Genomic DNA, 25348 nt, shown 5'->3' on the forward strand with positions numbered 1-25348 from the left:
CCTCGGAAGCCCCTGTGCTCACTGTGCCCCTCAGGCCTCCGAGCGAACGGGAGGCGCGGGCGGACCAGGCGGCGGCGCAGTCGTGGGCACGCGAGTGGCTCACGTGGCCCGTCTCGGACGGGGCGGACGTCGAGTGGGCGTCGCGCGAGTGGCGCACGGTGGGCCGGCAGCGCCTTCCGGTGCGTCTGCACCTGCGCGATCCGGACGCAGTCGCGGCGTTCGTCGGCGGCCGGGCCGCCGCGGAGTGGACGCGCTTGAGGGATCGAGCGGCGACGATCCGGGATCACCTGCACGGCGCGGATCCGGCGGCGCTCGCGACCGCGATCCGTCGGCATGCCGCGACGCTCATCGGCTACGGCGACCGCGAGTTCGACCAGGTCCTGGCGGCGGCGGCATGGGTGATCGGCGAGCACGTGCGCGGACTGCGCCCGCGGCAGCTTCCCATCCGCGGCGTCGACAGCAAGTGGTTCGGGGCGCACCGCTCGGTGGTGAGCGCGCTCGCGGCGACGAGCGGCGTCGACGATCTGGGCATCGTGGACGCAGACCCCCTGGTGCGCGTGCGGGTGCTCGATCCGTCGCTGCTTCCCGGTGGTCCGCTCGATTTCGCTGCTCCGGTGGCGCAGCTGCAACTGCTCGCCCTGGCCCCGCGCGGCGCGTTCGTCTTCGAGAATCTCGAGTCGGTGCTGGCGATGCCGGCGTGGCCCGGAGCGATCGCGATCCACGGATCGGGATATGCCGTCGGACGGCTCCGGGACGTGCCGTGGCTGGCGCGAACGCCCGTCGTGTACTGGGGCGACGTGGATTCGAACGGCTTCGCCATCCTCCACCAGCTGAGGGCACACCATGACGACGTCCGGTCGGTGCTGATGGACGAGGAGACGCTGCGCGCGCATTCCGACCTGTGGGTGGTCGAATCGCAGCCTGCCCGGGGGCGATTCGCTCACCTCACGGAGTCCGAGGAGCGGACTCTGGCGGCGCTTCGAGCTGCCGGGGATGTGCGCCTCGAACAGGAGCGCGTGCCCTGGCAGACGGCGGTGGAGGCGCTGTCGGTGGCCTGGGCCGGACTGCCGTCGGTGCCGTGAGCCGCTGACACGTGCGCCCGGGCCGTCGCGGCGCCCACTCAGCCGAGAGCCCCTACGCTGGAACCCATGACCTCCTCGACCGCGTCGAGGGGGGCGGCGATGTGGGCGCTCCTCTCCCTCGCCATCGGCTCCTTCGGCATCGGCATGACCGAGTTCGTCTCCATGGGGCTGCTCCCGGGCATCGCCCGCGACCTGCTGCCGGACGCGTGGGCGTCCAGCCAGGAGGACGCGATCGCGCAGGCCGGCCTGCTCATCAGCGTCTACGCGCTCGGCGTCGTGATCGGCGCGCCGCTCATCGCGGGGTACGCCGCGCGCTTCCCGCGGCATCGCGTGCTGATCGCGCTCGCGAGCGCCCTCATGCTCGGCAACCTCCTCACCGTCGTGGCGCCGACGTTCGAGACCGTGGCGCTGGCGAGGCTCATCGCGGGTCTGCCGCACGGGGCGTACTTCGGCATCGCGGCGATCGTCGCGGCCGACCTGCTCGGCCCCGGCCGGCGCGCCCAGGGCGTGTCGATCGTGATGAGCGGTCTCACGATCGCGAACGTCGTCGGCGTGCCGCTCGGCACGTGGCTGGGCCAGGTGGCCGGATGGCGCGTCTCGTACGCGGTGGTCGTCGGCGTCTTCGCGCTCGGCGCGCTCATGGTCGCGTTCATCGTGCCGGCCATGCCGGGTGACGGCTCCCGCTCGCTGCGGCACGAGCTCGGCGTCTTCCGCCTCGGCCAGGTGTGGCTCACGCTCGGCGTGGGCGCGATCGGGTTCGGCTCGTTCTTCGCGGTCTACAGCTACATCGCGCCGATCATGACCGAGGTCGCCGGCGCGCCGGAGTGGGCCGTGCCGATCGCGCTCGTCGCGACCGGCCTCGGCATGACCGTGGGCAACCTCGTGGGCGGCGTCGTCGCCGACCGCAACCTCGCCCGCGCGATGCTGGCGGCGTTCCTGCTGCTCGCGGCCGGATCGGCCGTGGTGGGCGCGGCGACGGCGCATCCGGTCACGCTCGTGATCGCGATGTTCCTGTTCGGCGCGATCAGCGCGCTCGCGGGCCCCGCCGTCCAGACCCGCCTCATGGACGTCTCGGGCGATCGCCCCACGATCGCCGCGGCGCTGAACCACTCGGGCATGAACGTGGGCAACAGCCTCGGCGCGGCGCTCGGCGGCGGAGTGATCGCGCTCGGCTGGGGCTACGCGGCGCCGGCCTGGCTCGGCGTCGTCCTGGCGCTGCTGGGCGTCGGCATCGTGCTCGGCAGCTTCGCGCTCGAGCGACGCTCGGTCGAGCTGGCCGCCTGAGCCGCGCGGCGGGGGAGACGCGTCAGCGCGTGCCCCACGTGTACTGCTGCTTTCCGAGCTTCAGGTACACGAACGTCTCGGTCGATGCGACGCCCTCGAGCGCGCGGATCTCGGAGTTGAGGATGTCGATCAGCTCGTCGTCGTCGCCGCACAGGACCTCGGCGAGCACGTCGAAGGATCCGGCCGTGAGCACCACGTAGATCACCGAGGGCAGCGCGTTGAGCGCCTCGACCACCTTCCGGGTGTCGCCGGTGACCTTGATGCCGATCATCGCCTGGCGTGCGAACCCGACCTGGAGCGGATCCGTGACGGCGACGATCTGCATGACGCCGGCTTCGGTCAGCTTCTGCACGCGCTGCCGGACGGCCGCCTCGCTGAGACCCACGACCTTCGCGATCTCGGCGTAGGAGCGCCGCCCGTCCTGCTGCAGCTGCTCGATGATCGTCTTCGCCACGTCGTCCAGGACCGGGGTGCTGCGCTTTGTGCTCACACCTCGATTATCGCGCATAGTCGGGCATAACACCACGAAATCCGTAGTGTGGCACTCATAAAACTTCGGAATCCGTATTCCAAAGCCTGGCCGGATGGCCTATGCTCGCCGCATGACTTCGACCGAGATCACCCGTGACGTCGTCGTCGTGGGAGCCGGCCCGGCCGGCCTCACCGCGGCGACGCGACTGAAGGAGGCCGGCCTCACCGTCGCCGTACTCGAGGCCCGCGACCGCGTGGGCGGCCGCACGTGGACCGACGACATCGACGGCGCGACGCTCGAGATCGGCGGCCAGTGGGTCTCGCCCGACCAGACCGCGCTGCTGGAGCTCCTCGACGAGCTCGGCCTCGAGACCTTCGAGCGCTACCGCGAGGGCGACAGCGTCTACCTCACGAAGGACGGCGAGCTGCGCCGTTTCACGGGCGACATCTTCCCCGTGGCGCCCGAGACCGAGGCCGAACTGGTGCGCCTGATCGAGAAGATCGACGCGCTCGCCGCCGAGGTCGACCCCGACCGGCCCTGGGAGCACCCGCGCGCGGCCGAGCTCGACGCGATCTCGTTCGAGGCGTGGCTCGCGGCCGAGACCGACGACCAGGAGGCCCGCGACAACATCGCCCTGTTCATCGGCCCCGCCATGCTGACCAAGCCCGCGCACGCCTTCTCGGTGCTGCAAGCCCTGCTCATGGCGTCCAGCGCCGGCGGCTTCTCGCACCTGGTCGACGCGGACTTCATCCTCGACAAGCGCATCGTCGGCGGCATGCAGCAGGTGAGCATCCGGCTCGCCGAGCGGCTCGGCGGGGACCTCCACCTCGGACAGCCGGTGCGCCGGATCGCGCACGGCCCGGACGGCGTGACGGTCGCCGCGGACGGCATCACGGTGCGCGCGCAGCGCGTCGTCCTGGCGCACGCGCCGGTGCTGTACAGCCGGATCCAGTTCGATCCGCCGCTGCCGCGCCGCCAGCACCAGCTGCACCAGCACCTCTCGATGGGCCTCGTGATCAAGGTGCACGCGGTCTACGACCGGCCGTTCTGGCGCGAGCAGGGCCTGTCGGGCACCGTGTTCAGCCCCTACCAGCTCGTGCACGAGGCGTACGACAACACCAACCACGGCGACGAGCGCGGCACCCTGGTCGCCTTCGTCTCCGACACGCACGCGGACGACGTCTTCACGCTCCCGGACGAGGAGCGCCGGGCGCGCATCCTCGCGTCCCTCGCGGCGTACTTCGGCGCCGAGGCCGAGAACCCCGTCGTGTACTACGAGAGCGACTGGGGCAGCGAGGAGTGGACCCGCGGCGCGTACGCCGCGAGCTTCGACCTCGGCGGCCTGCACCGCTACGGCGCCGACCTGCGCACGCCCGTCGGGCCCATCCATTTCGCCTGCAGCGACATGGCGGGCGCCGGCTACCAGCACGTCGACGGAGCGGTCCGGATGGGCCGCCTCGTCGCCGACACGATCGCCGCGGACCTGCGCGGCGAGACTCTCCCGGAGCTCGACGCCATCCCCACCGCGTCGATGCTCGTCCGCTGAGCTCCACCCGAACCCCAGAGGAAACCCCATGACAGACACAGTCCAGGCAGAAGACGGCGTCCCGGGCGCCGTCGCCGGCAAAGCCGCGCCCGGTCTCATCACCCAGGTGATCTCGGCCAAGGGCCTCGCCGTCGGCGCGGTCGGCCTGTTCGGCGCCACCGTCATCGGCGTCTCGACCGTCGCCCCGGCCTACACCTTCACGATCTCGCTCGGCCCGGCGGTCGCCGAGGTCGGTCCGCAGGCGCCCGCCGTCATCCTGCTCGGGTTCATCCCGATGCTGCTCGTGGCCCTGGGCTACCGGGAGCTCAACAGGTCCATGCCCGACTCCGGCACGACCTTCACGTGGGCCACGCGGGCGTTCGGCCCGTGGGTGGGCTGGATGGCGTCGTGGGGTCTCGTGATCGCGACCGTGCTGGTGCTGTCGAACCTCGCGGCCGTCGCGGTGGACTTCCTGTTCCTGCTGCTGTCGCAGCTGACCGGCGTGCCCGGCATCGCCGACCTCACCTACAACCCGTTCATCAACGTCGCGGTGTGCATGGCGTTCATGGTGGGCGCCGCCTACCTGTCCGTCCGCGACATGAAGGAGTCGAAGGTCTTCCAGGTCGTGCTCGTCGGCTTCCAGGTGGCCGTGCTCGTCCTGTTCGCGGTCCTCGCGATCGGCGCCGCGGTCTCGGGCGGGGCGCCCAACGCCATCCCGTTCGAGCTGAGCTGGTTCAACCCGCTCACGGTCGCCAGCGTGTCCGCGATCGTCGCGGGCCTGTCGGTCTCGATCTTCATCTTCTGGGGCTGGGACGTCACGCTCACGATGAACGAGGAGACGATCGATCCGGAGCGCACCCCCGGCCGCGCCGCGACCCTCACGGTCTTCGTGGTCGGCGGCCTGTACCTGCTTCTCGCCGTCGCGCTCATCATGTTCGCGGGCGTCGGCGACGGCGAGGGCGGCCTGCTGAACGAGGGCGTCGTCGAGAACGTGTTCTTCGGCCTGGCGGACTCGATCATGGGGCCGTTCGCGTTCCTGATCTCGCTGGCCGTGCTCGTCAGCTCGGCCGCGTCGCTGCAGTCCACCATCATCGGGCCCGCGCGCACGCTGCTCGCGATGGGGCACTACAAGGCGCTGCCGGCGAAGTTCGACTCGGTGAACCCCGTGCACCGCACGCCCGTCTTCGCGATCATCGTGTCGGTCGCCGTGGCCGGGGCGTTCTACGCCGTGATGCGCTTCATCAGCGAGAACGTCCTGTGGGACACCATCCTCACGCTCGGCATGATGATCTGCTTCTACTACGGGCTCACGGCGTTCGCGTGCGTCTGGTTCTTCCGGAAGCAGTGGTTCGACTCGGTGTCGGCGTTCCTGACGCGCTTCCTCTCGCCGCTGGTGGGCGGGATCATCCTGCTCGCGCTGTTCGTGATGACGCTGCGCGACTCGCTCGACCCGTCGTACGGCTCCGGCGAGAACATCGCGGGCGTCGGCCTGGTGGGCGTGCTCGGGCTGCTCATCATCGGCATCGGCGTCGTGACCATGATCGTCATGGCCGTGCGCCAGCCCGCGTTCTTCCGCGGCGAGATCCTGCCCGTCGAGGCCCCTGCGAGCGAGAAGGAGACCATCCGATGACCACCGTGACCACCGCGCCCGCGATGTACGCCGTCGTGAACCCCGCGACGGGGGAGATCGTGGCCGAGTACCCCACCGCGACCGACGCGGAGATCCAGAACGCGATCGCCGCCGCCCACGACGGGTTCACCGCCTGGCGCGGAGTCCCGGTCGCCGAGCGGGCCGCCGCGCTGCGCCGGGTCGCCGAGCTGCACCGCGAGCGCCGCGACGAGTTCGCCGCCGCGATCGTGCGCGAGATGGGCAAGCCGCTCGCGGCCGCGGAGGGCGAGGTCGACTTCGCCGCGGACATCGTCGAGTTCTACGCCGACAACGCAGAGCGGGTGACGGCGGATCAGCCGCTGGACATCCTGGGGGAGGGCTCCGCCGTGGTGCGCCGCGCGCCGCTCGGGCCGCTGTTCGGGATCATGCCGTGGAACTTCCCGGCGTACCAGGTGGCGCGGTTCGCGGCGCCCAACCTCGCGGTCGGCAACACGATCATCTTGAAGCACGCGCCGCAGTGCCCCGAGTCGGCCGCGATCCTCGAGGCGATCCACCGCGATGCGGGTCTGCCCGCCGGTGCGTACGTGAACGTGTACGCGACGAACGAGCAGGCCGCGACGATCATCGCGGACCCGCGCGTGCAGGGCGTGTCGGTCACCGGATCGGAGCGCGCCGGATCGGCCGTGGCGGCGCTCGCCGGGCAGCACCTCAAGAAGGTGGCGCTGGAGCTGGGCGGATCCGACCCGTTCCTGCTGCTCTCGACCGACGACCTCGACACGGTCGTGCAGCATGCCGTCGACGCGCGGCTCGACAACACCGGGCAGGCCTGCAACGCGGCCAAGCGCTTCATCGTGGTCGACGGGCTGTACGACGCGTTCCTCGAGAGGTTCACGGCCGCGATGGCCGCCGCGAAGGTGGGCGATCCGATGGCCGAGGACACCGTGCTCGGTCCGCTGTCGTCGCTCGCGGCCGCCGAGCGTCTGCAGGCTCAGGTCGACCGCGCGGTCGCGCAGGGCGCGCGGGTGGAGACCGGCGGCGCCCGCGACGGCGCGTTCTTCCCCGCGACCGTGCTGACCGGCGTGACGCCCGACATGGACGTCTACCGCGAGGAGCTGTTCGGCCCCGTCGCGGTGGTGTACCGCGTCGCGGACGAGGCCGAGGCCGTGGGGCTCGCGAACGACACCCCGTTCGGGCTCGGGTCGTACGTCTACACGACCGACCCCGAGCAGGCCTCCCGCGTCGCCGATGCCATCGACGCCGGCATGGTCTACGTCAACTGCGTCCTCGCCGACAGCCCCGAGCTGCCGTTCGGCGGCGTCAAGCGCAGCGGAACCTCGCGCGAGCTCGGCCTCCTGGCGGCCGACGAGTTCGTCAACAAGAAGCTCATCCGCGTGGCGTGACGCGGGCTGAAGCCGATTCGGTGCCGACCGGCCCTTCTCCTCGTGGAGAAGGGCCGGTCGGCACCTTTTCGCGCCTCGGTTGCGTGGCCCGTCGACGTCCGCCGCTCAGGAGACGGGCGGGGTGAGCGGGGGAGGCGTGCGGCGGGAGCCCGTGGCCTCGAGGGCGCACGCGAGGGTCAGCAGCGCGGTGTCGTCGTAGGCGCGGCCCGCGAAGGTCAGGCCCACCGGCATCCCGATGTCGGGCATCGTCCCCATGGGCACCGTGACGGTGGGGACGCCCAGGTGGCGGATCGCCAGGTTGCCGTTCGCGACCCACACGCCGTTGCGCCAGCCGAGGTCGGCCGACGCGGGGTTCACGTCCATGTCGGCCGGGCCGACGTCGGCCATGGCGGGGAAGACGACGGCGTCGAGCCCCAGCCCGTCCATCCACTCCTCGAGGTCCACGCGCCGCGTGCGCTCGAGCCCCTCGAGCCCCTCGGCCAGGTCGGCGAAGTCCTCCAGCGTCGTGCCGGGGTGCGCCGCCGCCCACGCCGGGTAGGCGGCGATGTCGTCGTCGAAGCCCGTGTAGCGGTCGGGCAGCGCGCCCGCGGGATGCGGGAAGATCCGGGAGCCGTCCACGCCCGCGAGCCCCGGGAAGGCCGGGTCGCCGTTCGCGGCGAGGAAGTCGTTCCACGCCCACGCCGACAGGTCGAGGATCTCGCGGTCCAGGAACTCCGGCGACACGAGGCCGCGCGTGCGGATGGTGGACGCGCCCGCGCGATCCCCCTCGTAATTCGACACGAGCGGGAAGTCGACCTCGACGACCTCGGCGCCGGCGGCCTCGAGCGCGGCGCGCGCCTCGCGCCACAGGGCGAGCACGGACGGGCGCGGCTCGATGCGCTGCCCGGTCGGGCCGCCGATGCCGGTGCCGGTGCCGGCATCCGGGTCCATTCCGAGGTACATGCGCGGCACCCCGAGCCGGCGCCCCGCGAGCGACCCCTCGGCCGCGAGAGCGACGTACGACGCGGGCCGGATGTCGGAGGCCCGGGGGATCGGCACCCACGGCTGGGCGCGCCAGAAGTCCCCGCGCGTGCGATCGTCGTCGGCCACGATCACGTCGAGCAGCTCGAGCAGGTCCGCCATCGTGCGGGTGTGCGGCACGACGACGTCCATGGTCGGCACGAGCGGCCAGTTGCCGCGGACGGAGATGACGCCGCGCGAGGGCGTGTACGCGCACAGCGCGTTGCACGACGCCGGGGCGCGGCCGCTGGACCACGTCTCCTCGCCCAGCCCGAAGGCGGCGAAGCTCGCCGCCGTCGCGGTCCCCGACCCGTTGGAGGATCCGGATCCGAACGCGCTCGTCAGGAAGTCGCGGCTGTAGGGGCTCTCCGCGCGACCGTACAGGCCGCGCTGCATGCCGCCGTTGGCCATGGGCGGCATGTTCGTCAGCCCCAGGCAGATCGCGCCGCCCGCGCGCAGCCGCTCGATCGCGAACGCGTCGCGCTGCGCGATCAGATGGGCGAACGCCGGGCTGCCCGCCGCGGCCGTGAGGCCGCGGACCAGGTAGCTGTCCTTGGCGGTGTAGGGGACGCCGTCGAGCGGACCGAGCGTCGCGCCGGCCGCGCGCCGGGCGTCGGACGCGGCGGCCTCGGCGAGAGCCTCGGGGTTGCGCACGACGATCGAGTTCAGCTCCCGGTCGTACGCTTCGATGCGCGCGAGGTAGGCATCGACCAGCTCGACCGCCGTGGCACGACCCTGCTCGAGCGCCGCGCGCAGGTCGGCGATGGACGCCTCGTGGACCTCGATCATCGGGCACCCCCGTCGGCGGCGACGGCCGGCTGCTGCTGGGTGATGCAGTGGATGCCGCCGCCGCGCGCGAAGATCTCGCGCGCGTCGACCGTCGCGACCTCGCGGCCGGGGTACGCGTCGGCGAGGATCGCCGCCGCCCGCGCATCCGCGTCCGGCTCCCCGAAACCGCACGCGATCACGCCGCCGTTCACGACGAGGTGGTTCACGTAGCTCCAGTCCACCGGGCCGTGCGCGTCGGTCAGCGTGGCGGGCGCGGGGAGGTCGACGACGTCGAGGCGCCGGCCTGCGGCATCCGTCTGCTCGGCGAGCATCGCGCGCAGCTCGCGGGTGACGGCGTGATCCGGATGCGCGGGGTCGTCCTGGCGGTGCAGCAGCACGCGCCCGGGAGAGGGCAGGGTCGCGACGATGTCGACGTGGCCGTTCGTGCCGAGGTCGTCGTAGTCGCGCGTCAGCCCGCGCGGCAGCCAGATGGCGTGCGTGGCGCCGATCGTGCGCGCCAGCTCGGCCTCGACGCGAGCGCGGTCCGCGTGCGGGTTGCGGCGCGGGTCGAGCTGCACGGTCTCGGTGAGCAGCACGGTGCCCTCGCCGTCGACGTGGAGGCCGCCGCCCTCGTTCACGAGCAGCGAGCTCACGACCTCGGCGTCCGCGTGCTCGGCGACGATGCGCGCGATGCCGGCGGACAGCGTCCACTCGGCCCAGGCGGGCGAGCCCCAGCCGTTGAAGACCCAGTCGACGGCGCCCAGCACTCCCGGCCGGTCCTCGTCCAGCACGAACGTCGGGCCGCAGTCGCGCATCCAGAACTCGTCGAGCGGCGCCTCGACGATCGCGATGTCGGACGGCAGCATGCGGCGCGCACGGGCGGTCTCACTCGGGTCGACCACCATCGTCACGGGCTCGAAGCGCGCCACCGCGTGGGCGACGTCCGCCCACGCGGCGTAGCCCGCCTCGCGCTCGGCGGCGGTCGCGCCGAGGGTGACGCCCTCGCGCGGGAAGGCCATCCAGGTGCGTTCGTGGGGTGCGGTCTCCGCGGGCATCCGCCAGGCCATGATCTCTCCGTTCCGCTATTGATCATGCGATCAATAAGTGGACGCTAGCCGCTACGCTGAGGGGGTGTCAAGCGACGAGCGCCGTCCCCGCGCCCCGCGCCGCGCCCCCGAGGAGCGCCGTGCGGACATCCTCGCGGCGGCATGCGCGGTCGCGGCGGCCGAGGGGCTCGGCGCCGTCACGATGCGCGCGGTCGCCGCGCGAGCCGGGGTCGCACCGGCCCTCGTGGCGCACTATGCCGACGGCGGCATGGACGCGCTCGTGGCGGCGGCGTTCGAGGGGATCGTGGCGCGCGAGCTCGCCGAGGTCGCGGCCATCGCCCGCGCGGAGCCCGACCCGCGCGCCGCGCTCGCCGCGATGGTGCGCACGCTCGCGGGCGGCGAGCGCGACGAGGTCACGGGGACGTGGGTCGAGGCGTGGGCCCTGGGCCGGCGCAGCGAGACGCTCGCCGCCGCGGTGCGCCGTCAGATGGACGACTGGCAGGCCCTCGTGCAGGAGGTGGTCGAGGCCGGCGTCGCCACCGGCGCGTTCCGCGTCGCGGACGCCCCCGAAGCGGCTTGGCAGGTGCTCGGGATGATCGATGGCGTCAACGCCCAGGCTCTCGTGCGCTGGGGCGACACGGCCCGGCGCTCCGACCTGCTGCTTCGCGCCGTCGAGGGCATGCTCGGGGCGCAGTGACCCGCTCTACGCCGGCGTGCCGCGGCCGGCGAGGCGCCGACGGCGGCGCCACTCGCGCATCCGCCCGCCGAGCTTGACGACCAGCACGATCGCGCCGACGAGCAGCAGGGCGGCCAGGATCGCCGCCAGAGGCAGCAGCAGGAATGCCAGCACCAGCAGAACGATCGCGGTCGCGTCCTCGCCGAGGCTGACGAGCACGTTCGAGACGGGCTCGGGCAGCAGGTTCACGGCCGCGCGGGTCGTCATCTTGCCGAGGCTCACGCCCGCCGCCGTGACGCCGCCGGCGACCGCGGTGCCGACCGCCACCGCCGTGCCGTGCTCAGCGCCGATACCCAGGCCGAGCGCCGCGGCGAACAGCGGGCGCAGCACGGCGTGGATCCCGTCCCACGCCGAATCGAGGTAGGCCACCTTGTCGACGAGGGTGTCGCCGATCGCGAGGACGGCGACCACGATCAGCAGCCACGGCTCGGCCAGCATCGGCGGGATCGCCTCGATGACCCCGGCCGCCGGGCCGGCCGCGCCGAGGGGCACGAGCGCCTTGACCAGGCCGAGCGTGAAGACGACGAAGTACGGGCGCAGGCCCGATGCGGTGCCGGACGCGATCGCCAGCAGTGCCGCGGTCCAGACGGCGTCCATCAGACGTCCGCGTCAAGGAGGCGCCGCAGATGGCGGCCGACTGCGGCGGTCTCGATCAGGAAGCCGTCGTGACCGAAGTCGCTCGCGAGCACCACGGCCTCGTCCCCGTCGAGCGTGTCCGGGATGCCGCGTGCGATGCGGTGCTGGCCGTCGACCGGGAAGAGACGGTCGGTGTCGATCCCGAGCACCAGGGTCTTCGCGGTGACGGCGGCCAGCGCCTGCTCGACGCCGCCGCGGTCGCGGCCCACATCGTGCGAGTCCATGGCCTCGACGAGCCGGATGTAGGTGTTCGCGTCGAACCGGCGCGTGAACTTGTTGCCGTGGAAGTCGAGGTACGACTCCACCGCGAAGCGGCCGCCGTGACCGAGCGGGCTCACGCCGGACTGCCACGACCGCTGGAAGCGCTGGTTCAGCTCGGTGGGGCTGCGGTAGTTCAGCAGCGCCATGCGGCGCGCGAGCGCGAGTCCGCGGTGCGGTCCCTCGCCGTCTGCGGCCTCGTAGTAGTCGCCGCCGCGGAAGCGGGGGTCGATCAGGATCGCCTCGAGCTGCACGGAGTTGAGCGCGATCTGGTCGGCCGTGTTGACCGGGGGAGCCGACAGCACGGCGAGCCGCGCGAGACGATCCGGGTGCCCGACGCCCCACTCGAGCGCGTGCATCCCGCCCATCGAGCCGCCGATCACGGCCGCCCACACGTCGATGCCGAGCGCGTCGGCAAGGCGTACCTGCGCGGCCACCTGATCGCGCACGGTCAGGTACGGGAAGCGGGACGCCCACTCCTCGCCGTCGGGATGGATGCTGGCCGGGCCCGTGGAGCCCTGGCAGCCGCCGAGCATGTTCGGGGCGACCACGAACCAGCGGTCGGTGTCGATCGGAGCGCCGGGGCCGACGATGTCCTCCCACCAGCCGGAGGTCGGATGACCCGGGCCGGCGGGACCGCGCACGTGGCTGTCGCCCGTGAGCGCGTGCAGGATCAGCACGGCGTTGTCGCGCGCGGCGTTCAGCTCGCCCCAGGTCTCGTAGGCGAGGCGGAACGACGGCAGCACCCCGCCGCCCTCGAGGCGCAGCTCGCCGAAGCCCGCGAACCGGCGGTCGCCCGCGGGGTCGCCGTCGCGCCACGCGCCGGACGCGGGCGGCCGGCCGACCATGGACCGGGCGTCGGCCTCCGTGACGAGGCTTGACGGCACCGTGTCCTCGGAGATCTGCCAGTCCATGGCCTCATTCTCCCGTGCCGGGCAGCCGGCCCGGGCCACTGTTACGGGCCGAGCCCGCGACTGGGCCAGGATGGGGGGATGGCGACGCGCGTGGTGGTGGCGATGGACGGCTTCAAGGGGACGCTGGATGCGGCGACGGCCGGCGGGGCCGTGGCCGACGGCTGGCGGCGGGCCGAGCCCGACGCGGACGTCGTGGTGCGTCCGATGGCCGACGGCGGCGAGGGCACCCTCGAGGCGTTCGCCCGGGCCGTCGAGGGGGCGCAGCGGATGCCGCTGCGGGTCACGGGGCCCGCCGGCGTGCCGATCGACGCCGCCTGGCTGCTCCTGCCGCCGACCGAGGGTCTCCCCGGAGGAACCGGCGTGGTCGAGCTGGCCTCGACCTCGGGGATCGAGCTGCTCGGCGACGCGCTCCGCGGCCGGGACGCCTCGACGCTCGGCTTCGGCCAGGCCGTGCGCGCGGCGATCGACCACGGCGTCTCGCGGCTCATCCTCGGCATCGGCTCGAGCGCCTCGACCGACGGCGGGATCGGGCTGCTGACGGCGCTCGGCGCGCGGTTCACCGACGCGTACGACGTATCGGTCGCGCCCGGCGCGGCCGGGCTCGACGAGCTGGCGAAGACGGACCTGACGCTCCTGCGCCCGGTTCCCGAGGGCGGCGCGCTGGTCCTCACCGACGTCACGAACCCCCTCACGGGCCGCCGCGGAGCGGCCGCGGTGTTCGGGCCGCAGAAGGGCCTGGACGCCGACGGCATCGCGCGCGCGGACGCCGGGCTGGCGCGCCTCGCCGGGCTGCTCGGCGCCGACTCCGGCGCGGCGGGCGCGGGAGCCGCGGGCGGCGCGGGCTACGGCCTCCTGGCGTGGGGAGCCGAGCTCGTTCCCGGTGCGGCCGAGGTCGCGGAGCTCACCGGACTGGCCGACGCCATCGCGGGCGCCGACGTGGTGATCACGGGCGAGGGGTCATACGACGGCCAGTCCGCCGCGGGCAAGACGCCGGCCTTCGTGCTCGGCCTGGGCCGCGAGGCCGGGGCCCGGGTGGCGGTCGTCGCGGGCCGGATCGCCGACGACGCCGACACGTCGGGGATCGAGGCTCTGTCGCTGACGGCGCTCGCCGGATCCGCGGAGTCCGCGATGGCCGAGCCCGCGCGCTGGCTGAGGGACGCGGGCGAGCGGCTCGCGCACACGATCCGAGGGAAGTCCTGATGGACCTGGTCAACTGGGCGGGCAACGTCCGCTTCCGCGCCGAGCGCATCGCCACGCCGGCGAGCGTCGACGACGTGTGCGCCATCCTGTCGGGCCCGGGACCGTTCCGCGCACTCGGCAGCGGGCACTCCTTCAGCCTCATCGCCGACACCGACGGCACCCTGATCTCCACCGCGGGCCTCGCCGCGGCGCCCGTCGTCGACGCGCAGTCCCGCACCGTCACGGTCGGGGCCGGCATCCGCTACGGCGAGCTGGCCCGCGCCCTGGAGGCCGAGGGCTGGGCGCTCGCCAACCTCGCGTCGCTGCCGCACATCTCCGTCGCCGGCGCGGTGGCCACCGGGACGCACGGGTCGGGCGACGCGGTGGGCACCTTGTCGTCCGCGGTGGCCGCGCTCGAGCTCGTCGTGCCCGGCGGCGACGTCGTCCGGCTGCGCCGCGGCGATCCGGCGTTCGACGCCGCGGTGGTCTCCCTCGGCGCGCTCGGCGTCGTGACCTCCATCACGCTCGACATCGAGCCCTCGTTCGAGGTGCGCCAGCGCGTGTACGAGAACCTCCCGCTCGAGACCGCCCTGGCCGACTTCGACGCCCTGATGGGCGCCGCCTACAGCGTCAGCCTCTTCCTCCGGTGGGGGGACCGGGATGTCGTCGATCAGGTATGGACCAAATCGCGCTCCGCGGAGCCGCCCGTGCTGCCGGGCGATCCGGCGCCGGCGGCCGGGCCGGTTCACATGCTGGCGGGCGTCTCACCTGCCGCGTGCACGCCGCAGCTCGGCGAGCCGGGCCGCTGGCTCGATCGGCTCGCGCATTTCCGGCTGAGCCACACGCCCTCCGCCGGCGCCGAGCTGCAGTCCGAGCACCTCGTGCCGCGCCGGCACGCGGTCGCGGCGATCCGCGCCGTGCGCGAGCTGGCCGACCGGATCGCCCCGCTGATCCAGGTCACCGAGATCCGCTCGATGCGGGCGGATTCCCTCTGGCTCAGCCCGGCCTACGAGACGGACGCCGTCGGGCTGCACTTCACCTGGCTGCCGGACCAGCCTGCGGTCGAGGCCGTGGTCGCCGAGATCGAGGCGGCGCTGGCGCCGTTCCAGGCGCGTCCGCACTGGGGCAAGCTGTCCGCGATGGACGCCGCCGGTCGTGCCGCCGTGTGGCCCCGCCTGCGCGAGTTCGCCGCGCTCACGCGCGAGTTCGACCCGGAGGGGCGCCTGCGCAACCCCTACCTGTCCTTCCTCGACGAGCTCTGACCCGAGGAGCCGCGCGCACCGCCCCCAGGCATCTACGGATGTGCGAGCGAAGCGACCGTCTTCTAATTCAAGCTGTCGACGATGGGGCGGAACTTGACTCGGGTCTCGAGCAGCTCCGCCTCGGGGAGGCTGCCCGCCACGATGCCGCCGCCGGCGTGGGCGGTGACGGATCGCGTCGCAGACGGGTCCGTCGGCGCGCCGGCGTCCGCCGGGCCGAACTGCGCGCACCGCAGCGCGATCGCCCATTCGCCGTCGCCCTCGGCGTCGATCCAGCCCACGGGTCCGGCGTAGCGGCCCCGATCGAACGGCTCGATGCGGCGGATCGCGGCCATGGCGGCGTCGCGCGGCGTGCCGGCGACCGCGGCGGTGGGATGCAGGGCGCGCACCATGTCGAGCGCGCTGGAGCCGTTCGACAGCGTGCCCTCGACGTCGGTCGCGAGGTGCCACAGGTTCGGCAGCTTGAGCGTGAACGGCTGCTCGGCGGCCGCGAGCGCGGAGGTGTGCGGGCGGAGCGCGTCGACGACGGACCGCACCGCGTACTCGTGCTCGTCGATGTCCTTCTGGTTCGTGGCGAGCTCGGACGTGATCGCGGTGTCCTCGTCCGCGTCGGCGCCCCGCGGTCGGGTGCCCGCGAGCACGCGCGCCGTGACCTCGCCGCCGTGCACCGTGACGAGCGTCTCGGGGCTCGCCCCGACGATGCCGTCGACCGCGAACGCCCACGTGTCGGGGTAGCCGGTCGCCAGCGCGCGGACGAGCCGGCGGAGGTCGGCATGCGCCGGCACCGTGCCGGCGATGTCGCGGGCGATCACGATCTTCTGCGCCTCGCCGCGCTCGATCGCCGCGAGCGCGGCGCGCACCGCGTCGCCGTGCGCGGCGGGATCCATCCGGCCCGGCCCGAGCGTCGCGGACCAGTGCGCGCCGTACTCGGTCGGCCCGAACGCGACATCCCCCGGGGCCTCCGCGCGCCGGATCCGCGTGATCCACGATCGGCCGCGGCGCCGCCCGACGATCACGCTGGGCACGATCAGGGTGCTGGGCAGCGCGGACGAGTCGTCGAAGGCGAACGCACCGAACGCGATCAGCCCCGTGCCGTGGAGCCGGACCTCGTCGTGCACCTCGGCGGCGGCGGCGATCTCGCGCCAGGCGTCGGCCAGCGTCGCGATCCGGCTCCGGCCGTCGACGCGGATCGCGAGCGCCTCGCCCCAGCCGGCCATGCCGTCGCCGCGCCGCTGCCAGATCAGCGGGTTCCGCGCGTCGGTCCACGGCAGCAGGTCCTCGACCGCATCGATCTCGCGCGTCTCGACCACGAGGCGCGGGGGAGTGCTCGATGCTGTCGCGCTGCCCGACGGCGGAGCGGGGCGCGAGTCGGTCACCTGCCCAGCTTAGTTCGGCACCCGCGGGCCTAGGCTCGAGGGATGGACCGTACGGCCGCCGGCACGCCGCTCACCTTCCGCTGGCGCAAGTGGGACGGGTCGCCCCACTGGCAGCACGAGTGCGTGTACCTCGGCGCCGACGAGTACGGCGACTGGCTGGGGCAGGTTCCGGGGTCGCACAGCTTCCGCCCGGGGCGCGAGATCACGCTGCGGGCGCCCAGCGTCGTCCTGCTCCCCGCCGGGCGCGAGGACTACGTGCTGACCTTCAACGGCGAGCCGGAGCTGACGCGCGTGTACATCGACATCGCGTGGGCCGTGGGCTGGGACGACGGCGGCCAGCCGGTCGCGATCGACATGGACCTCGACGTGGTGCGCCGCCTCGACTACCGCGGCGTGTACATCGACGACGAGGACGAGTGGGAGGAGCACCGCGTCCGCTACGGCTACCCGGCGCGCGTGATCGAGCTGCTCGAGGCCACGGCGCACGACCTCGCGGCGCGCGTGCGCGCGCACGAGGAGCCGTTCGACGACGCCACCGCCGAACGGTGGTTCGCGGTGCTGGCAGGGCTCGCGCGCTGAGCGCCGTCCGGATGCCGCGGCCGCCGTCTCCACGGATGAACCGCCTGACCGCCCGCGCCTAGACTCGAGGGCGTGAAGCACCGCGACGCCCGCTCCGCAGCCAACCGCGCCGACCTCGGCAAGGACCCGGCGCGCGTGAGCGGCATGTTCGATCAGGTCGCCGCCCGCTACGACGTCACCAACACCGTGCTCAGCGTCGGCAACGACCAGCTGTGGCGCGCCGCCACGACGCGGGCCGTCGCGCCCCGGCCCGGCGAGCGCATCCTGGATCTCGCGGCCGGGACCGGCGCGTCGTCCGTCTCGCTGGCGCGCAGCGGCGCGCAGGTCGTCGCCGCCGACTTCTCGCCCGGGATGATCGCGGAGGGCCGCCGTCGTCACGGCGCGGTGCGCAACCTGACCTTCGTCGAGGCCGACGCGACGGCCCTGCCGTTCGCGGACGCGGAGTTCGACGCGGTCACCATGTCGTTCGGGCTGCGCAACGTCGACCGGCCGAAGCAGGCCATCTCCGAGCTGCTGCGCGTCACCAAGCCCGGCGGTCGCCTCGTGATCTGCGAGTTCTCGCACCCGCCGCGGCCCGCGTTCCGCGGTCTCTACCGCTTCTACAACGACCGCGTGCTGCCGCGGATCGCGCGCGCCATCAGCTCGAACACCGAGGCGTACGACTACCTCAACGAGTCGATCAGGGCCTGGCCGGATCAGCGCACGCTCGCGTCGTGGATCCGGGACGCCGGATGGACGGACGTCGCATGGCGCGACCTGAGCTTCGGCATCGTCGCGCTGCACCGCGCGGTCAAGCCCGCCGAGGTCGCCGCGTCCGCGGGCGACGGCGACCAGGGGGCGGACCCCGCCGGTAGGCTGGACGCGTGACTCCGAGCCCATCCGCGCCGGGCTCGCCGATGGCGAAGCCCTCGATCCCGGGCTCGCGCATCGCGAGCCGCTTCGGCCTCAGCGAGCGCGTGTTCGCCGGCCCGGGAGCGAAGAAGCTCATCGCGACGATCGAGGACGGGCTCGAGGCCGTCGAGCGTCAGCTGGCCGAGGAGCTGCGATCCACGGATCGACTGGTCGACGCGACGAGCCGCTACCTCTACGAGGCCGGCGGCAAGCGCGTGCGACCCATGCTCACGATGCTGTCCGCGCAGCTCGGCGACGGCGCCATCCCGGCCGTGATCGACGCGGCCACGGCACTCGAGCTCACGCACCTCGGGTCGCTGTACCACGACGACGTCATGGACGGCGCTGACCGGCGCCGCGGCGTCGCGAGCGCCCATCAGGTGTGGGGCAACAGCATCGCGATCCTCACCGGCGACCTGCTCTTCTCGCGCGCCAGCCAGATCATGGCGCGGCTCGGCGAGCGGGCCATGGCGCTGCAGGCCGACACGTTCGAGCGCCTGGTCCTCGGCCAGATGCACGAGACCGTGGGGGCGCAGCCTGGCGACGACCCCATCGAGTTCTACATCCAGGTGCTGGCGGACAAGACGGGATCGCTCATCGCCGCCTCGGCGCAGGCCGGCGCCATCTTCGCGAACGCCGACGAGTCCTACCGCGAGCCGCTGCGCGTGTACGGCGAGAAGGTCGGCGTCGCGTTCCAGCTGCTGGACGACGTGATCGACCTCTCCGCCGATCCGGCCGAGACCGGCAAGGTGCCCGGCACGGACCTGCGCGCGGGCGTCCCGACCATGCCGTATCTCCTGCTCGCCGAGGACGGGGGCGCCGACGCCCGCTCGCTCACCGAGCGCATCGACGAGGGCGTGGACCGGATCGCCGCGGGCGAGGACCCGGCGATCCTGGACGAGCCGCTCGCCGCGCTGCGCGATCACGAGGCCACCGCCCGCACGCGCGAGCTCGCGCTCACCTGGACCCGCGAGGCCATCGAGGCGCTCGCCCCGCTGCCCCGCGGGGGAGTGCGCGAGGCGCTCACGCGGTTCGCCGAGTCGCTCGTCGACCGCAGCAGCTGACCGGTCCCGCGGCGCGGCATCCGCTCAGCCGGCCGCGCGAGACTGGTGAACGCAGATCCACGAAAGGGACCTCTCCATGACCAAGCTGAGGCTGGCCATCGTCGGCGCGGGACCCGCCGGCATCTACGCCGCGGACATCCTGCTCAAGACCGAGCGGAAGTTCGACGTCTCGATCGACCTGTTCGAGCACCTGCCCGCGCCCTACGGTCTCGTCCGCTACGGCGTCGCGCCGGACCACCCCCGGATCAAGGGCGTCATCAACGCGCTGCGCGAGGTGCTCGACCGAGGCGACATCCGGATCTTCGGCAACGTCCGCTTCGGCGAGGACATCACGCTCGACGACCTCAAGCACCACTACAACGCAGTGATCTTCGCGACCGGCGCCGTGCGCGACGCCGACCTGAACATCCCGGGGATCGACGCCGAGGGCTCGTTCGGCGCGGCCGACTTCGTGAGCTGGTTCGACGGCCACCCCGACGTGCCGCGCACGTGGCCGCTCACCGCCTCGTCTGTCGGCGTGATCGGCAACGGCAACGTGGCGCTCGACATCTCGCGCATCCTGGCCAAGCACGCGATCGACCTGCTGCCGACCGAGGTGCCGCAGAACGTCTACGAGATCCTCGAGGCCTCGCCCGTGACCGACGTGCACGTGTTCGGACGCCGCGGCCCCGCGCAGGTGAAGTTCACGCCGCTCGAGCTGCGCGAGCTCGGCGAGCTGCGCGACGTCGACATGGTCGTGTACGACGAGGACTTCGACTACGACGAGGCGTCGAAGGCCGCCGTCGAGACGAACAAGCAGGTCAAGGTCATCGACCGCATCCTGCAGTCGTGGCGCCAGCGCGACTCCGTCAACAACGCGGGCGGCACGGCGTCGCGCCGACTGCACCTGCACTTCTGGGCCAAGCCGCTCGAGGTGAAGAAGGACGAGCAGGGTCGCGTGGCCGCGCTCGTGTACGAGCGCACCCGGCCCGACGGCCAGGGCGGCGTGGTCGGCACGGGCGAGATCCGCGAGATCCCGATGGGTCAGCTGTACCGCGCCGTCGGCTACTTCGGTTCGCCGCTGCCCGGCGTCCCGTTCGACGAGCGCCACGGCGTGATCCCGAACCACGAGGGCCAGGTGCTCTCGCCGGACTCGAACGAGCGCATCCCCGGCATGTACGCGACCGGATGGATCAAGCGCGGCCCGGTGGGTCTGATCGGCCACACGAAGTCCGACGCGATGGAGACCATCCAGCACCTGGTCAACGGCCAGGGCTCGTGGTGGCAGCCGGCCGACCCGTCGGAGGAGGCGATCCCGCGGCTCCTCGCCGAGCGCGGCATCGCCTGGACCGACCTCGAGGGCTGGCGCCGCCTCGACGAGCACGAGATCGCGCTGGGCGCGCCGGAGGGGCGCGCGCGCATCAAGGTCGTCCCGCGCGACGAGATGATCCGGATCTCGCGCGGCGAGTGATCCGCTGAGTCGACGAAGCGCCCGGTCCCTTCCACAGGAACCGGGCGCTTCCTCCATCCGGTGAGATCACACGGAACCGGCGACGTCACCCGCATCCGGATGTGACGTCGCCGGCCACATGGGATCTCGCGCGGGTGGATGTGACGTCAGCGCGCGGTGCCGGCGGACGACGCGCGGCGCGGGCCGCGACGGGTCGGGCTCGTCGCCGACGACGCGGGTCGCTGGGCGCCCTGGCCGGTCGACGTGCTGTACATCGGCGCCGGCTGGCCGCCGCGCGCCTGGCCCTGGGAAGAGCCCTGGCCCTGGCGACGCTGCTCGCCCGAGCGCTGGCCCTGACCGCCGCGACGGCCGCCCTGGCGGACCGCGGTCTCGCCGGGGCGCTCGCTGCGCGCTGCGCGCTTGCGGCGCGCGTTGGCGCCCTGCGACGTGCCGGGAGCCGTGGCCTCCGGCGCGTTGCCCACGCCCGGACCGCCCGGGCGGGGAGCGACGCGCTCGGCGACCTCGCCGATCAGCTCGACGACCTGCGGGCTGGTGGTGGTGACCGCCTGCGGCTTGGCGCCGATGCCGGCGCGGCGCAGCAGCACCTCGGTGTCCTTGCGCTGCGACGGCAGCATCAGCGTCACGACATCACCCGCCGCGCCCGCGCGCGCCGTGCGGCCCGAGCGGTGCAGGTAGGCCTTGTGCTCGGCCGGCGGGTCGACGTGCACGACCAGGTCGACGCCGTCGACGTGCACGCCGCGCGCGGCGACGTCGGTCGCGACGAGCACCTTGACGGCGCCCGACGAGAAGTCGGCGAGGTTGCGGTCGCGGGCGTTCTGCGACAGGTTGCCGTGCAGGTCGACCGCGGGGATGCCGCCCGACGTGAGCTGGCGGGCCAGCTTCTTCGCCTGGTGCTTCGTGCGGGTGAACAGGATGCGGCGGGCGGTGCCCGACGCGAGCGCCTTGACCAGCTCGGTCTTGGCCTCGGGCGAGGACGACTCGAACACGTGGTGGGTCATCGCCGGGACGGGCGACTCCGCAGGGTCGATCGCGTGGCTGACCGGGTCCGACAGGAACTTCTTGACCAGCTTGTCCACGCCGTTGTCGAGCGTGGCGGAGAAGAACATCCGCTGGCCGCCGGCCGGCGTCTTCGACAGCAGGCGCGTGACGCCGGGGAGGAAGCCGAGGTCGGCCATGTGGTCGGCCTCGTCGAGCACGGTCACGGCGATGCGGTCGAGCTTCACGACGCCCTGGCCGATCAGGTCCTCGAGGCGACCGGGGCAGGCCACGACGATGTCGACGCCGCGCGCGAACGCCGCCTCCTGCGGCTTCTGCGACACGCCGCCGAACACCGTGGTCACGGTGAGGCCGGCCGCCTTCGCGAGGGGCTCGACCGTGCGGGTGATCTGCGTGGCGAGCTCGCGCGTGGGGGCGAGGACGAGCGCGGAGGGCGTGCCGGCGCGACGGGTCACGCGGGCGGCGGCGAGGCGCGCGACCAGCGGGATCGCGAAGGCGAGCGTCTTGCCCGATCCGGTCTTGCCGCGGCCGAGCACGTCGCGCCCGGCGAGGGTCGACGGCAGCGTCTCGCGCTGGATGGGGAAGGGGGTCGGGCGCTCCATCGCGACGAGCGCGTCGACGAGCACCGAGGGGACGCCGAGGTCGGCGAAGGTGGGGTTCTGCGTGGGCGCAGAGGTCATGTGTTGTCTTTCCGATGGGCCGGCCGGGATCGCGCGCAGGGGCGCGGCGCCGTCAGGCGCTGCAGGGCCGGTGGGAGGCGAACTCGGCGGATGCCGGATCCGTTCGCCGCGGCAGGAGTGTGGAGCGCGGGCCGTGGCCGGCGCGCCCTGGTCTCGGGGAGACCTGTCGAGACACGACGATGCGCGCGAGATCCGCGCGCAGTGGCCAGGCTAGCACGCGGGGATGCGGGCGCCCTGTGAGCAGCCGGTCCCGGCCGCGCCCCTCCGCACCCCTAGGCTGTCGACCATGCGCGTCCTGCTCCCGACGACGGCCGCCGCGATCGCGGTCGTCGCCGCCCTCCTCGCCCCCGCCCCGGCCTCCGCAGCCGGCCCCGAGATCGGCGGCTATGGCGACGACTACTTCCTCAACGACGGCTGGAGCGGCACCGCCAACCAGGTCTACGACTACGGACTGCCCGGCGACGGCGCCGTCGTCGGCGACTGGAACGGGGACCGGGTCGACACGATCGGCGTGCGGCGCGGCAGCTTCTACCTGCTCGCCGACCGCCACGGCGTGGAGGCCCCCGCGCACAGCTTCATCTACGGGCGCCCCGCGGACGTGACGCTGGTCGGCGACTGGAACGGCGACGGCCGTGACACGCTCGCGGTCCGGCGCGGCAACACCTACTACTTCAACGACGAGCTGACGGGCGGCGACGCGAGCGCGGTGATCCGCTACGGCCGGGCCGACGACCAGGTGCTGGTCGGCGACTGGGACGGCGACGGGCGGGACACGCTCGGCGTGCGGCGCGGCAACGTGTTCTACCTGCGCAACGTTCTCGCGGGCGGCGAGGCCGACATCCGCGTGCCGTACGGCAAGGCCGAGGACGTCGTCTACGTCGGCGACTGGAACGGCGACCGCGTCGACACCCTGGCGGTGCGCCGCGAGGCGCGGTACTTCGTGAAGGACGACTTCACTGGCGGCGAGGCGGACCGCGTGCTCACGTACGGCCGCCCGGGCGACGCCACGCTCGTGGGCGACTGGAACGGCGACGGCGCCGACACGCTCGGCGTGCGGCGCGGATCGCGCCCCGCGGCCAACGTGGTGTCGTGGGCCGACGGCACGTACGGCGCGTTCGGCGCCACCACCACGATCGGATCCGGGAACCGCACGATCGCGCTGCCGTCGTCGGCGCGCCGAGGACTCGTCACGATCGCGTCGGCGGACACGCGCCTGACGGTCGGCGTCGTGGCGGCCGACGGCACCGCCCAGCGGATCGTCGGGGGCGTGGCCGGAGCCCGCACGGCGCTGTGGGGCGACCCGGCCGGGGGCGACGCGCGCTCCATCCGGATCTCGTCGACCGGCGCGTGGGTCGTCACGCTCCACCCGGTGAGCTCTCTCGAAGCGCTCGAGAGCGCCGGCGACGGCAGCGAGCTCGCGCTCTACGGCGGCGCGGGCGGAGCGCTGACCGCGACGCACTCGGCCGACGGATCGCTGCAGGTCCTCCAGTACGTGTCGCGGCGCCCGGCGGCCGGGTCCCTCGCGCCGCTGTACCCGGACGAGCGCCGCACGGTCGTGACGGGGGTGCGCGCCGCATCCGGATCCGGCACCCTCGCCGCCGGGCCGTCGATCGTGGACGTGGGCGTCGGCACGTGGCGGCTCGCGCTGCCCGCGCCCCCGCCGGCCCCCTCCTCGCTCCCGCAGCCCACCTCCGTGCCCAAGTCGTCGGTCGTGTTCCCCCTGGCGGGGGAGTACCGGCTCAGCCGCACCATCACCGAGACGCACAACGGCGCCGACCTGCTTCAGCCCGCGTGGTCGCCGATCCACGCGGTGGCGGACGGGGTGGTGTCCTTCACCGGATGGTCCGGCGGCTACGGCAACCTCGTCACCGTCCGGCACGTCGTCGACGGCAAGCCCGTCGAGACACGCTCGGCGCACATGATCAACACGCCCCCGGTGCTCGCCGGGCAGCGCGTGGTGGCGGGCCAGATCATCGGCTACATGGGCTCGACCGGAAACTCCACGGCGAACCACCTCCACATCGAGGTGCGCGTGGACGGTCAGATCGTCGACCCGATGCAGTGGCTGCCGGTGGAGCGCTGAGCCCCTCGCCTCTGACGTGCCGCCCGGTCAGTCGCGCGGGCGGGCCGTCGAGTCGCGCACGCGGAGCTCGAAGGGGAGGGGCAGGTCCGAGGCGACCGCCTCGTCCTCGCCCGGCTCGAGCTGCGCCATCAGGATGTCGACCGCCAGCGCGCCCTGCTCCCGCGGGAACTGCGCGATGGTCGTGAGGCCGAAGAACTCGGACTGGTCGTGGTCGTCGACCCCGACGATCGACACGTCGTGAGGCACGCTGAGCCCCAGGTCGCGCGCGGCGAGCATCGCTCCGAACGCCATCTCGTCCGACGCCGCGAAGATCGCGGTGGGACGGTCGCGGAGCGGAGCCCCCAGGAGCTGCTTGGCGGCACGGTAGCCGCCCTGCACGGTGAAGTCCGCGTTCGCGATCAGGCGCGGGGAGGCGTCGAGCCCGGCCTCGTGCAGTGCGGACTCCCAGCCCTGGCGGCGCTTGGTGGGCAGGTGGAAGTCGGCATCGGACGCGCGGTCGCCGCCGATCAGCCCGATGCGGCGGTGATCCAGGCCGATCAGGTGCTCGGTCGCGAGCCGCGCCACGGCGACGTCGTCGATCGCGAGCGTGCGCACGCCCGGGATGGGCCCGCCGACGCCGACGAGGGGCTTGCCCAGCGTGTGCAGGCGCGTCACCTCGGGCTCGGTGAGCTCGAGCGACACCGCGATCACGGCGTCGACCCGCTGGCGCAGCAGGAAGTGCTCGAACACCGTGCGCCGCTCGTCGCCGTCGCCCGCGAGGTTGTAGAGCGTGACGTCGTAGCCTGAGCGCATGAGGCGCTGCTGGGCGCCCTCGAGCACGGTCGTGAAGTACCAGCGGTTGAGGAACGGCAGCACGATCCCGACGTTGCGCGTCCGGCCGCTGGCCAGGCTCGAGGCGGCCTGCGACACGACGTACCCGAGCTCCCGCGCGGCCGCGACGACGCGCTCGCGCGCCGCGGCCGACACGTGCCCGCGGCCCGAGAGGGCGCGGGACACGGTCGCCGTGGAGACCCCGGCCAGCCGTGCCACCTCGGCGATGCTCATGTCCTGCGCCCTCTCGTC

The 25348-nt window shown here is 73.4% G+C and carries 21 protein-coding genes; 13 read left to right on the plus strand and 8 right to left on the minus strand.

The window, feature by feature from the left end:
* The first annotated feature begins 14 nt into the window (after positions 1 to 14).
* Entirely contained in the window at positions 15 to 1082 is a 1068-nt protein-coding gene (locus tag B5M43_RS05790) for a Wadjet anti-phage system protein JetD domain-containing protein (RefSeq protein ID WP_055992596.1), read from the plus strand.
* Between the two features lie 66 nt (positions 1083 to 1148).
* Positions 1149 to 2366 carry an MFS transporter gene (locus B5M43_RS05795; protein WP_055992598.1) on the plus strand — a complete coding sequence of 406 codons (1218 nt, stop codon included), beginning with the start codon at positions 1149 to 1151 and terminating at the stop codon, positions 2364 to 2366.
* A 22-nt stretch (positions 2367 to 2388) separates the two neighbouring features.
* Here B5M43_RS05795 and B5M43_RS05800 read toward each other — a convergent pair whose 3' ends face one another.
* Positions 2389 to 2856 (minus strand): Lrp/AsnC family transcriptional regulator, encoded by a 468-nt coding sequence (locus B5M43_RS05800; RefSeq protein WP_230667712.1) that lies wholly within the window; start codon positions 2854 to 2856, stop codon positions 2389 to 2391.
* A gap of 112 nt (positions 2857 to 2968) precedes the next feature.
* On the opposite strand from B5M43_RS05800, the gene B5M43_RS05805 reads away from it, so the two are divergent.
* The 3 genes from B5M43_RS05805 to B5M43_RS05815 are packed head-to-tail and all read left to right on the plus strand — an operon-like array spanning position 2969 to position 7372.
* Positions 2969 to 4384, plus strand: coding sequence for an NAD(P)/FAD-dependent oxidoreductase (locus B5M43_RS05805; protein WP_134745604.1), 1416 nt, complete (start codon positions 2969 to 2971; stop codon positions 4382 to 4384).
* Positions 4385 to 4412: 28 nt separating this feature from the next.
* Complete coding sequence (locus tag B5M43_RS05810) at positions 4413 to 5993, plus strand: APC family permease (RefSeq protein ID WP_134745603.1); 1581 nt, start codon at positions 4413 to 4415, stop codon at positions 5991 to 5993.
* Positions 5990 to 7372, plus strand: coding sequence for an NAD-dependent succinate-semialdehyde dehydrogenase (locus tag B5M43_RS05815; RefSeq protein ID WP_205829479.1), 1383 nt, complete (start codon positions 5990 to 5992; stop codon positions 7370 to 7372). The genes B5M43_RS05810 and B5M43_RS05815 overlap by 4 nt, the downstream gene beginning before the upstream one ends.
* Positions 7373 to 7477: 105 nt before the next feature.
* Here B5M43_RS05815 and B5M43_RS05820 read toward each other — a convergent pair whose 3' ends face one another.
* Both B5M43_RS05820 and B5M43_RS05825 read right to left on the minus strand, forming a co-directional pair.
* Positions 7478 to 9160 (minus strand): amidase, encoded by a 1683-nt coding sequence (locus B5M43_RS05820; RefSeq protein WP_134745602.1) that lies wholly within the window; start codon positions 9158 to 9160, stop codon positions 7478 to 7480.
* Positions 9157 to 10206 (minus strand): agmatine/peptidylarginine deiminase, encoded by a 1050-nt coding sequence (locus B5M43_RS05825; protein WP_134745601.1) that lies wholly within the window; start codon positions 10204 to 10206, stop codon positions 9157 to 9159. The genes B5M43_RS05820 and B5M43_RS05825 overlap by 4 nt, the downstream gene beginning before the upstream one ends.
* 64 nt (positions 10207 to 10270) lie before the next feature.
* Here B5M43_RS05825 and B5M43_RS05830 point away from each other — a divergent pair, with 64 nt between their 5' ends.
* The gene (locus B5M43_RS05830) at positions 10271 to 10882 is read left to right on the plus strand and encodes a TetR family transcriptional regulator C-terminal domain-containing protein (protein WP_134745600.1); all 612 of its coding nucleotides are present in this window, start codon (positions 10271 to 10273) and stop codon (positions 10880 to 10882) included.
* A gap of 6 nt (positions 10883 to 10888) precedes the next feature.
* Here the strand turns inward: B5M43_RS05830 and B5M43_RS05835 are convergent, their stop codons facing one another.
* Positions 10889 to 11518 (minus strand): DUF4126 domain-containing protein, encoded by a 630-nt coding sequence (locus B5M43_RS05835; protein ID WP_055992604.1) that lies wholly within the window; start codon positions 11516 to 11518, stop codon positions 10889 to 10891.
* Complete coding sequence (locus B5M43_RS05840) at positions 11518 to 12729, minus strand: homoserine O-acetyltransferase (RefSeq protein ID WP_134745599.1); 1212 nt, start codon at positions 12727 to 12729, stop codon at positions 11518 to 11520. Before B5M43_RS05840 ends, B5M43_RS05835 begins: the two co-directional genes overlap by 1 nt.
* 78 nt (positions 12730 to 12807) lie before the next feature.
* Here B5M43_RS05840 and B5M43_RS05845 point away from each other — a divergent pair, with 78 nt between their 5' ends.
* Together B5M43_RS05845 and B5M43_RS05850 are read left to right on the plus strand one after the other, a co-directional pair.
* A complete protein-coding gene (locus tag B5M43_RS05845; RefSeq protein ID WP_134745598.1) occupies positions 12808 to 13929 on the plus strand; it encodes a glycerate kinase in 1122 nt (373 codons plus the stop codon).
* The gene (locus tag B5M43_RS05850) at positions 13929 to 15170 is read left to right on the plus strand and encodes an FAD-binding protein (protein ID WP_055992613.1); all 1242 of its coding nucleotides are present in this window, start codon (positions 13929 to 13931) and stop codon (positions 15168 to 15170) included. The genes B5M43_RS05845 and B5M43_RS05850 overlap by 1 nt, the downstream gene beginning before the upstream one ends.
* A 62-nt stretch (positions 15171 to 15232) precedes the next feature.
* On the opposite strand, the gene B5M43_RS05855 is transcribed toward B5M43_RS05850, so the two are convergent.
* A complete protein-coding gene (locus B5M43_RS05855) occupies positions 15233 to 16477 on the minus strand; it encodes an isochorismate synthase MenF (RefSeq protein ID WP_134745608.1) in 1245 nt (414 codons plus the stop codon).
* Positions 16478 to 16585: 108 nt separating this feature from the next.
* Between B5M43_RS05855 and B5M43_RS05860 the strand changes: the two genes are divergently transcribed.
* From B5M43_RS05860 to B5M43_RS05875, 4 genes are all read left to right on the plus strand, one after another.
* Complete coding sequence (locus B5M43_RS05860; protein WP_134745597.1) at positions 16586 to 17122, plus strand: DUF402 domain-containing protein; 537 nt, start codon at positions 16586 to 16588, stop codon at positions 17120 to 17122.
* Between the two features lie 72 nt (positions 17123 to 17194).
* Positions 17195 to 17989 (plus strand): demethylmenaquinone methyltransferase, encoded by a 795-nt coding sequence (locus tag B5M43_RS05865; RefSeq protein WP_134745596.1) that lies wholly within the window; start codon positions 17195 to 17197, stop codon positions 17987 to 17989.
* A gap of 29 nt (positions 17990 to 18018) precedes the next feature.
* The gene (locus B5M43_RS05870; RefSeq protein ID WP_134745595.1) at positions 18019 to 19077 is read left to right on the plus strand and encodes a polyprenyl synthetase family protein; all 1059 of its coding nucleotides are present in this window, start codon (positions 18019 to 18021) and stop codon (positions 19075 to 19077) included.
* Positions 19078 to 19153: 76 nt separating this feature from the next.
* A complete protein-coding gene (locus B5M43_RS05875; RefSeq protein ID WP_134745594.1) occupies positions 19154 to 20527 on the plus strand; it encodes an FAD-dependent oxidoreductase in 1374 nt (457 codons plus the stop codon).
* Between the two features lie 146 nt (positions 20528 to 20673).
* Here the strand turns inward: B5M43_RS05875 and B5M43_RS05880 are convergent, their stop codons facing one another.
* Positions 20674 to 22203, minus strand: coding sequence for a DEAD/DEAH box helicase (locus B5M43_RS05880; RefSeq protein ID WP_134745593.1), 1530 nt, complete (start codon positions 22201 to 22203; stop codon positions 20674 to 20676).
* 286 nt (positions 22204 to 22489) lie between these two features.
* On the opposite strand from B5M43_RS05880, the gene B5M43_RS05885 reads away from it, so the two are divergent.
* Positions 22490 to 24286, plus strand: coding sequence for a M23 family metallopeptidase (locus B5M43_RS05885; protein WP_134745592.1), 1797 nt, complete (start codon positions 22490 to 22492; stop codon positions 24284 to 24286).
* A gap of 27 nt (positions 24287 to 24313) precedes the next feature.
* Here the strand turns inward: B5M43_RS05885 and B5M43_RS05890 are convergent, their stop codons facing one another.
* The gene (locus tag B5M43_RS05890; RefSeq protein ID WP_134745591.1) at positions 24314 to 25330 is read right to left on the minus strand and encodes a LacI family DNA-binding transcriptional regulator; all 1017 of its coding nucleotides are present in this window, start codon (positions 25328 to 25330) and stop codon (positions 24314 to 24316) included.
* Between the last annotated feature and the right edge of the window lie 18 nt (positions 25331 to 25348).

Origin of the sequence: Microbacterium sp. MEC084 (assembly GCF_004514465.2) — a bacterium.
Classification (GTDB): Bacteria; Actinomycetota; Actinomycetes; order Actinomycetales; family Microbacteriaceae; genus Microbacterium.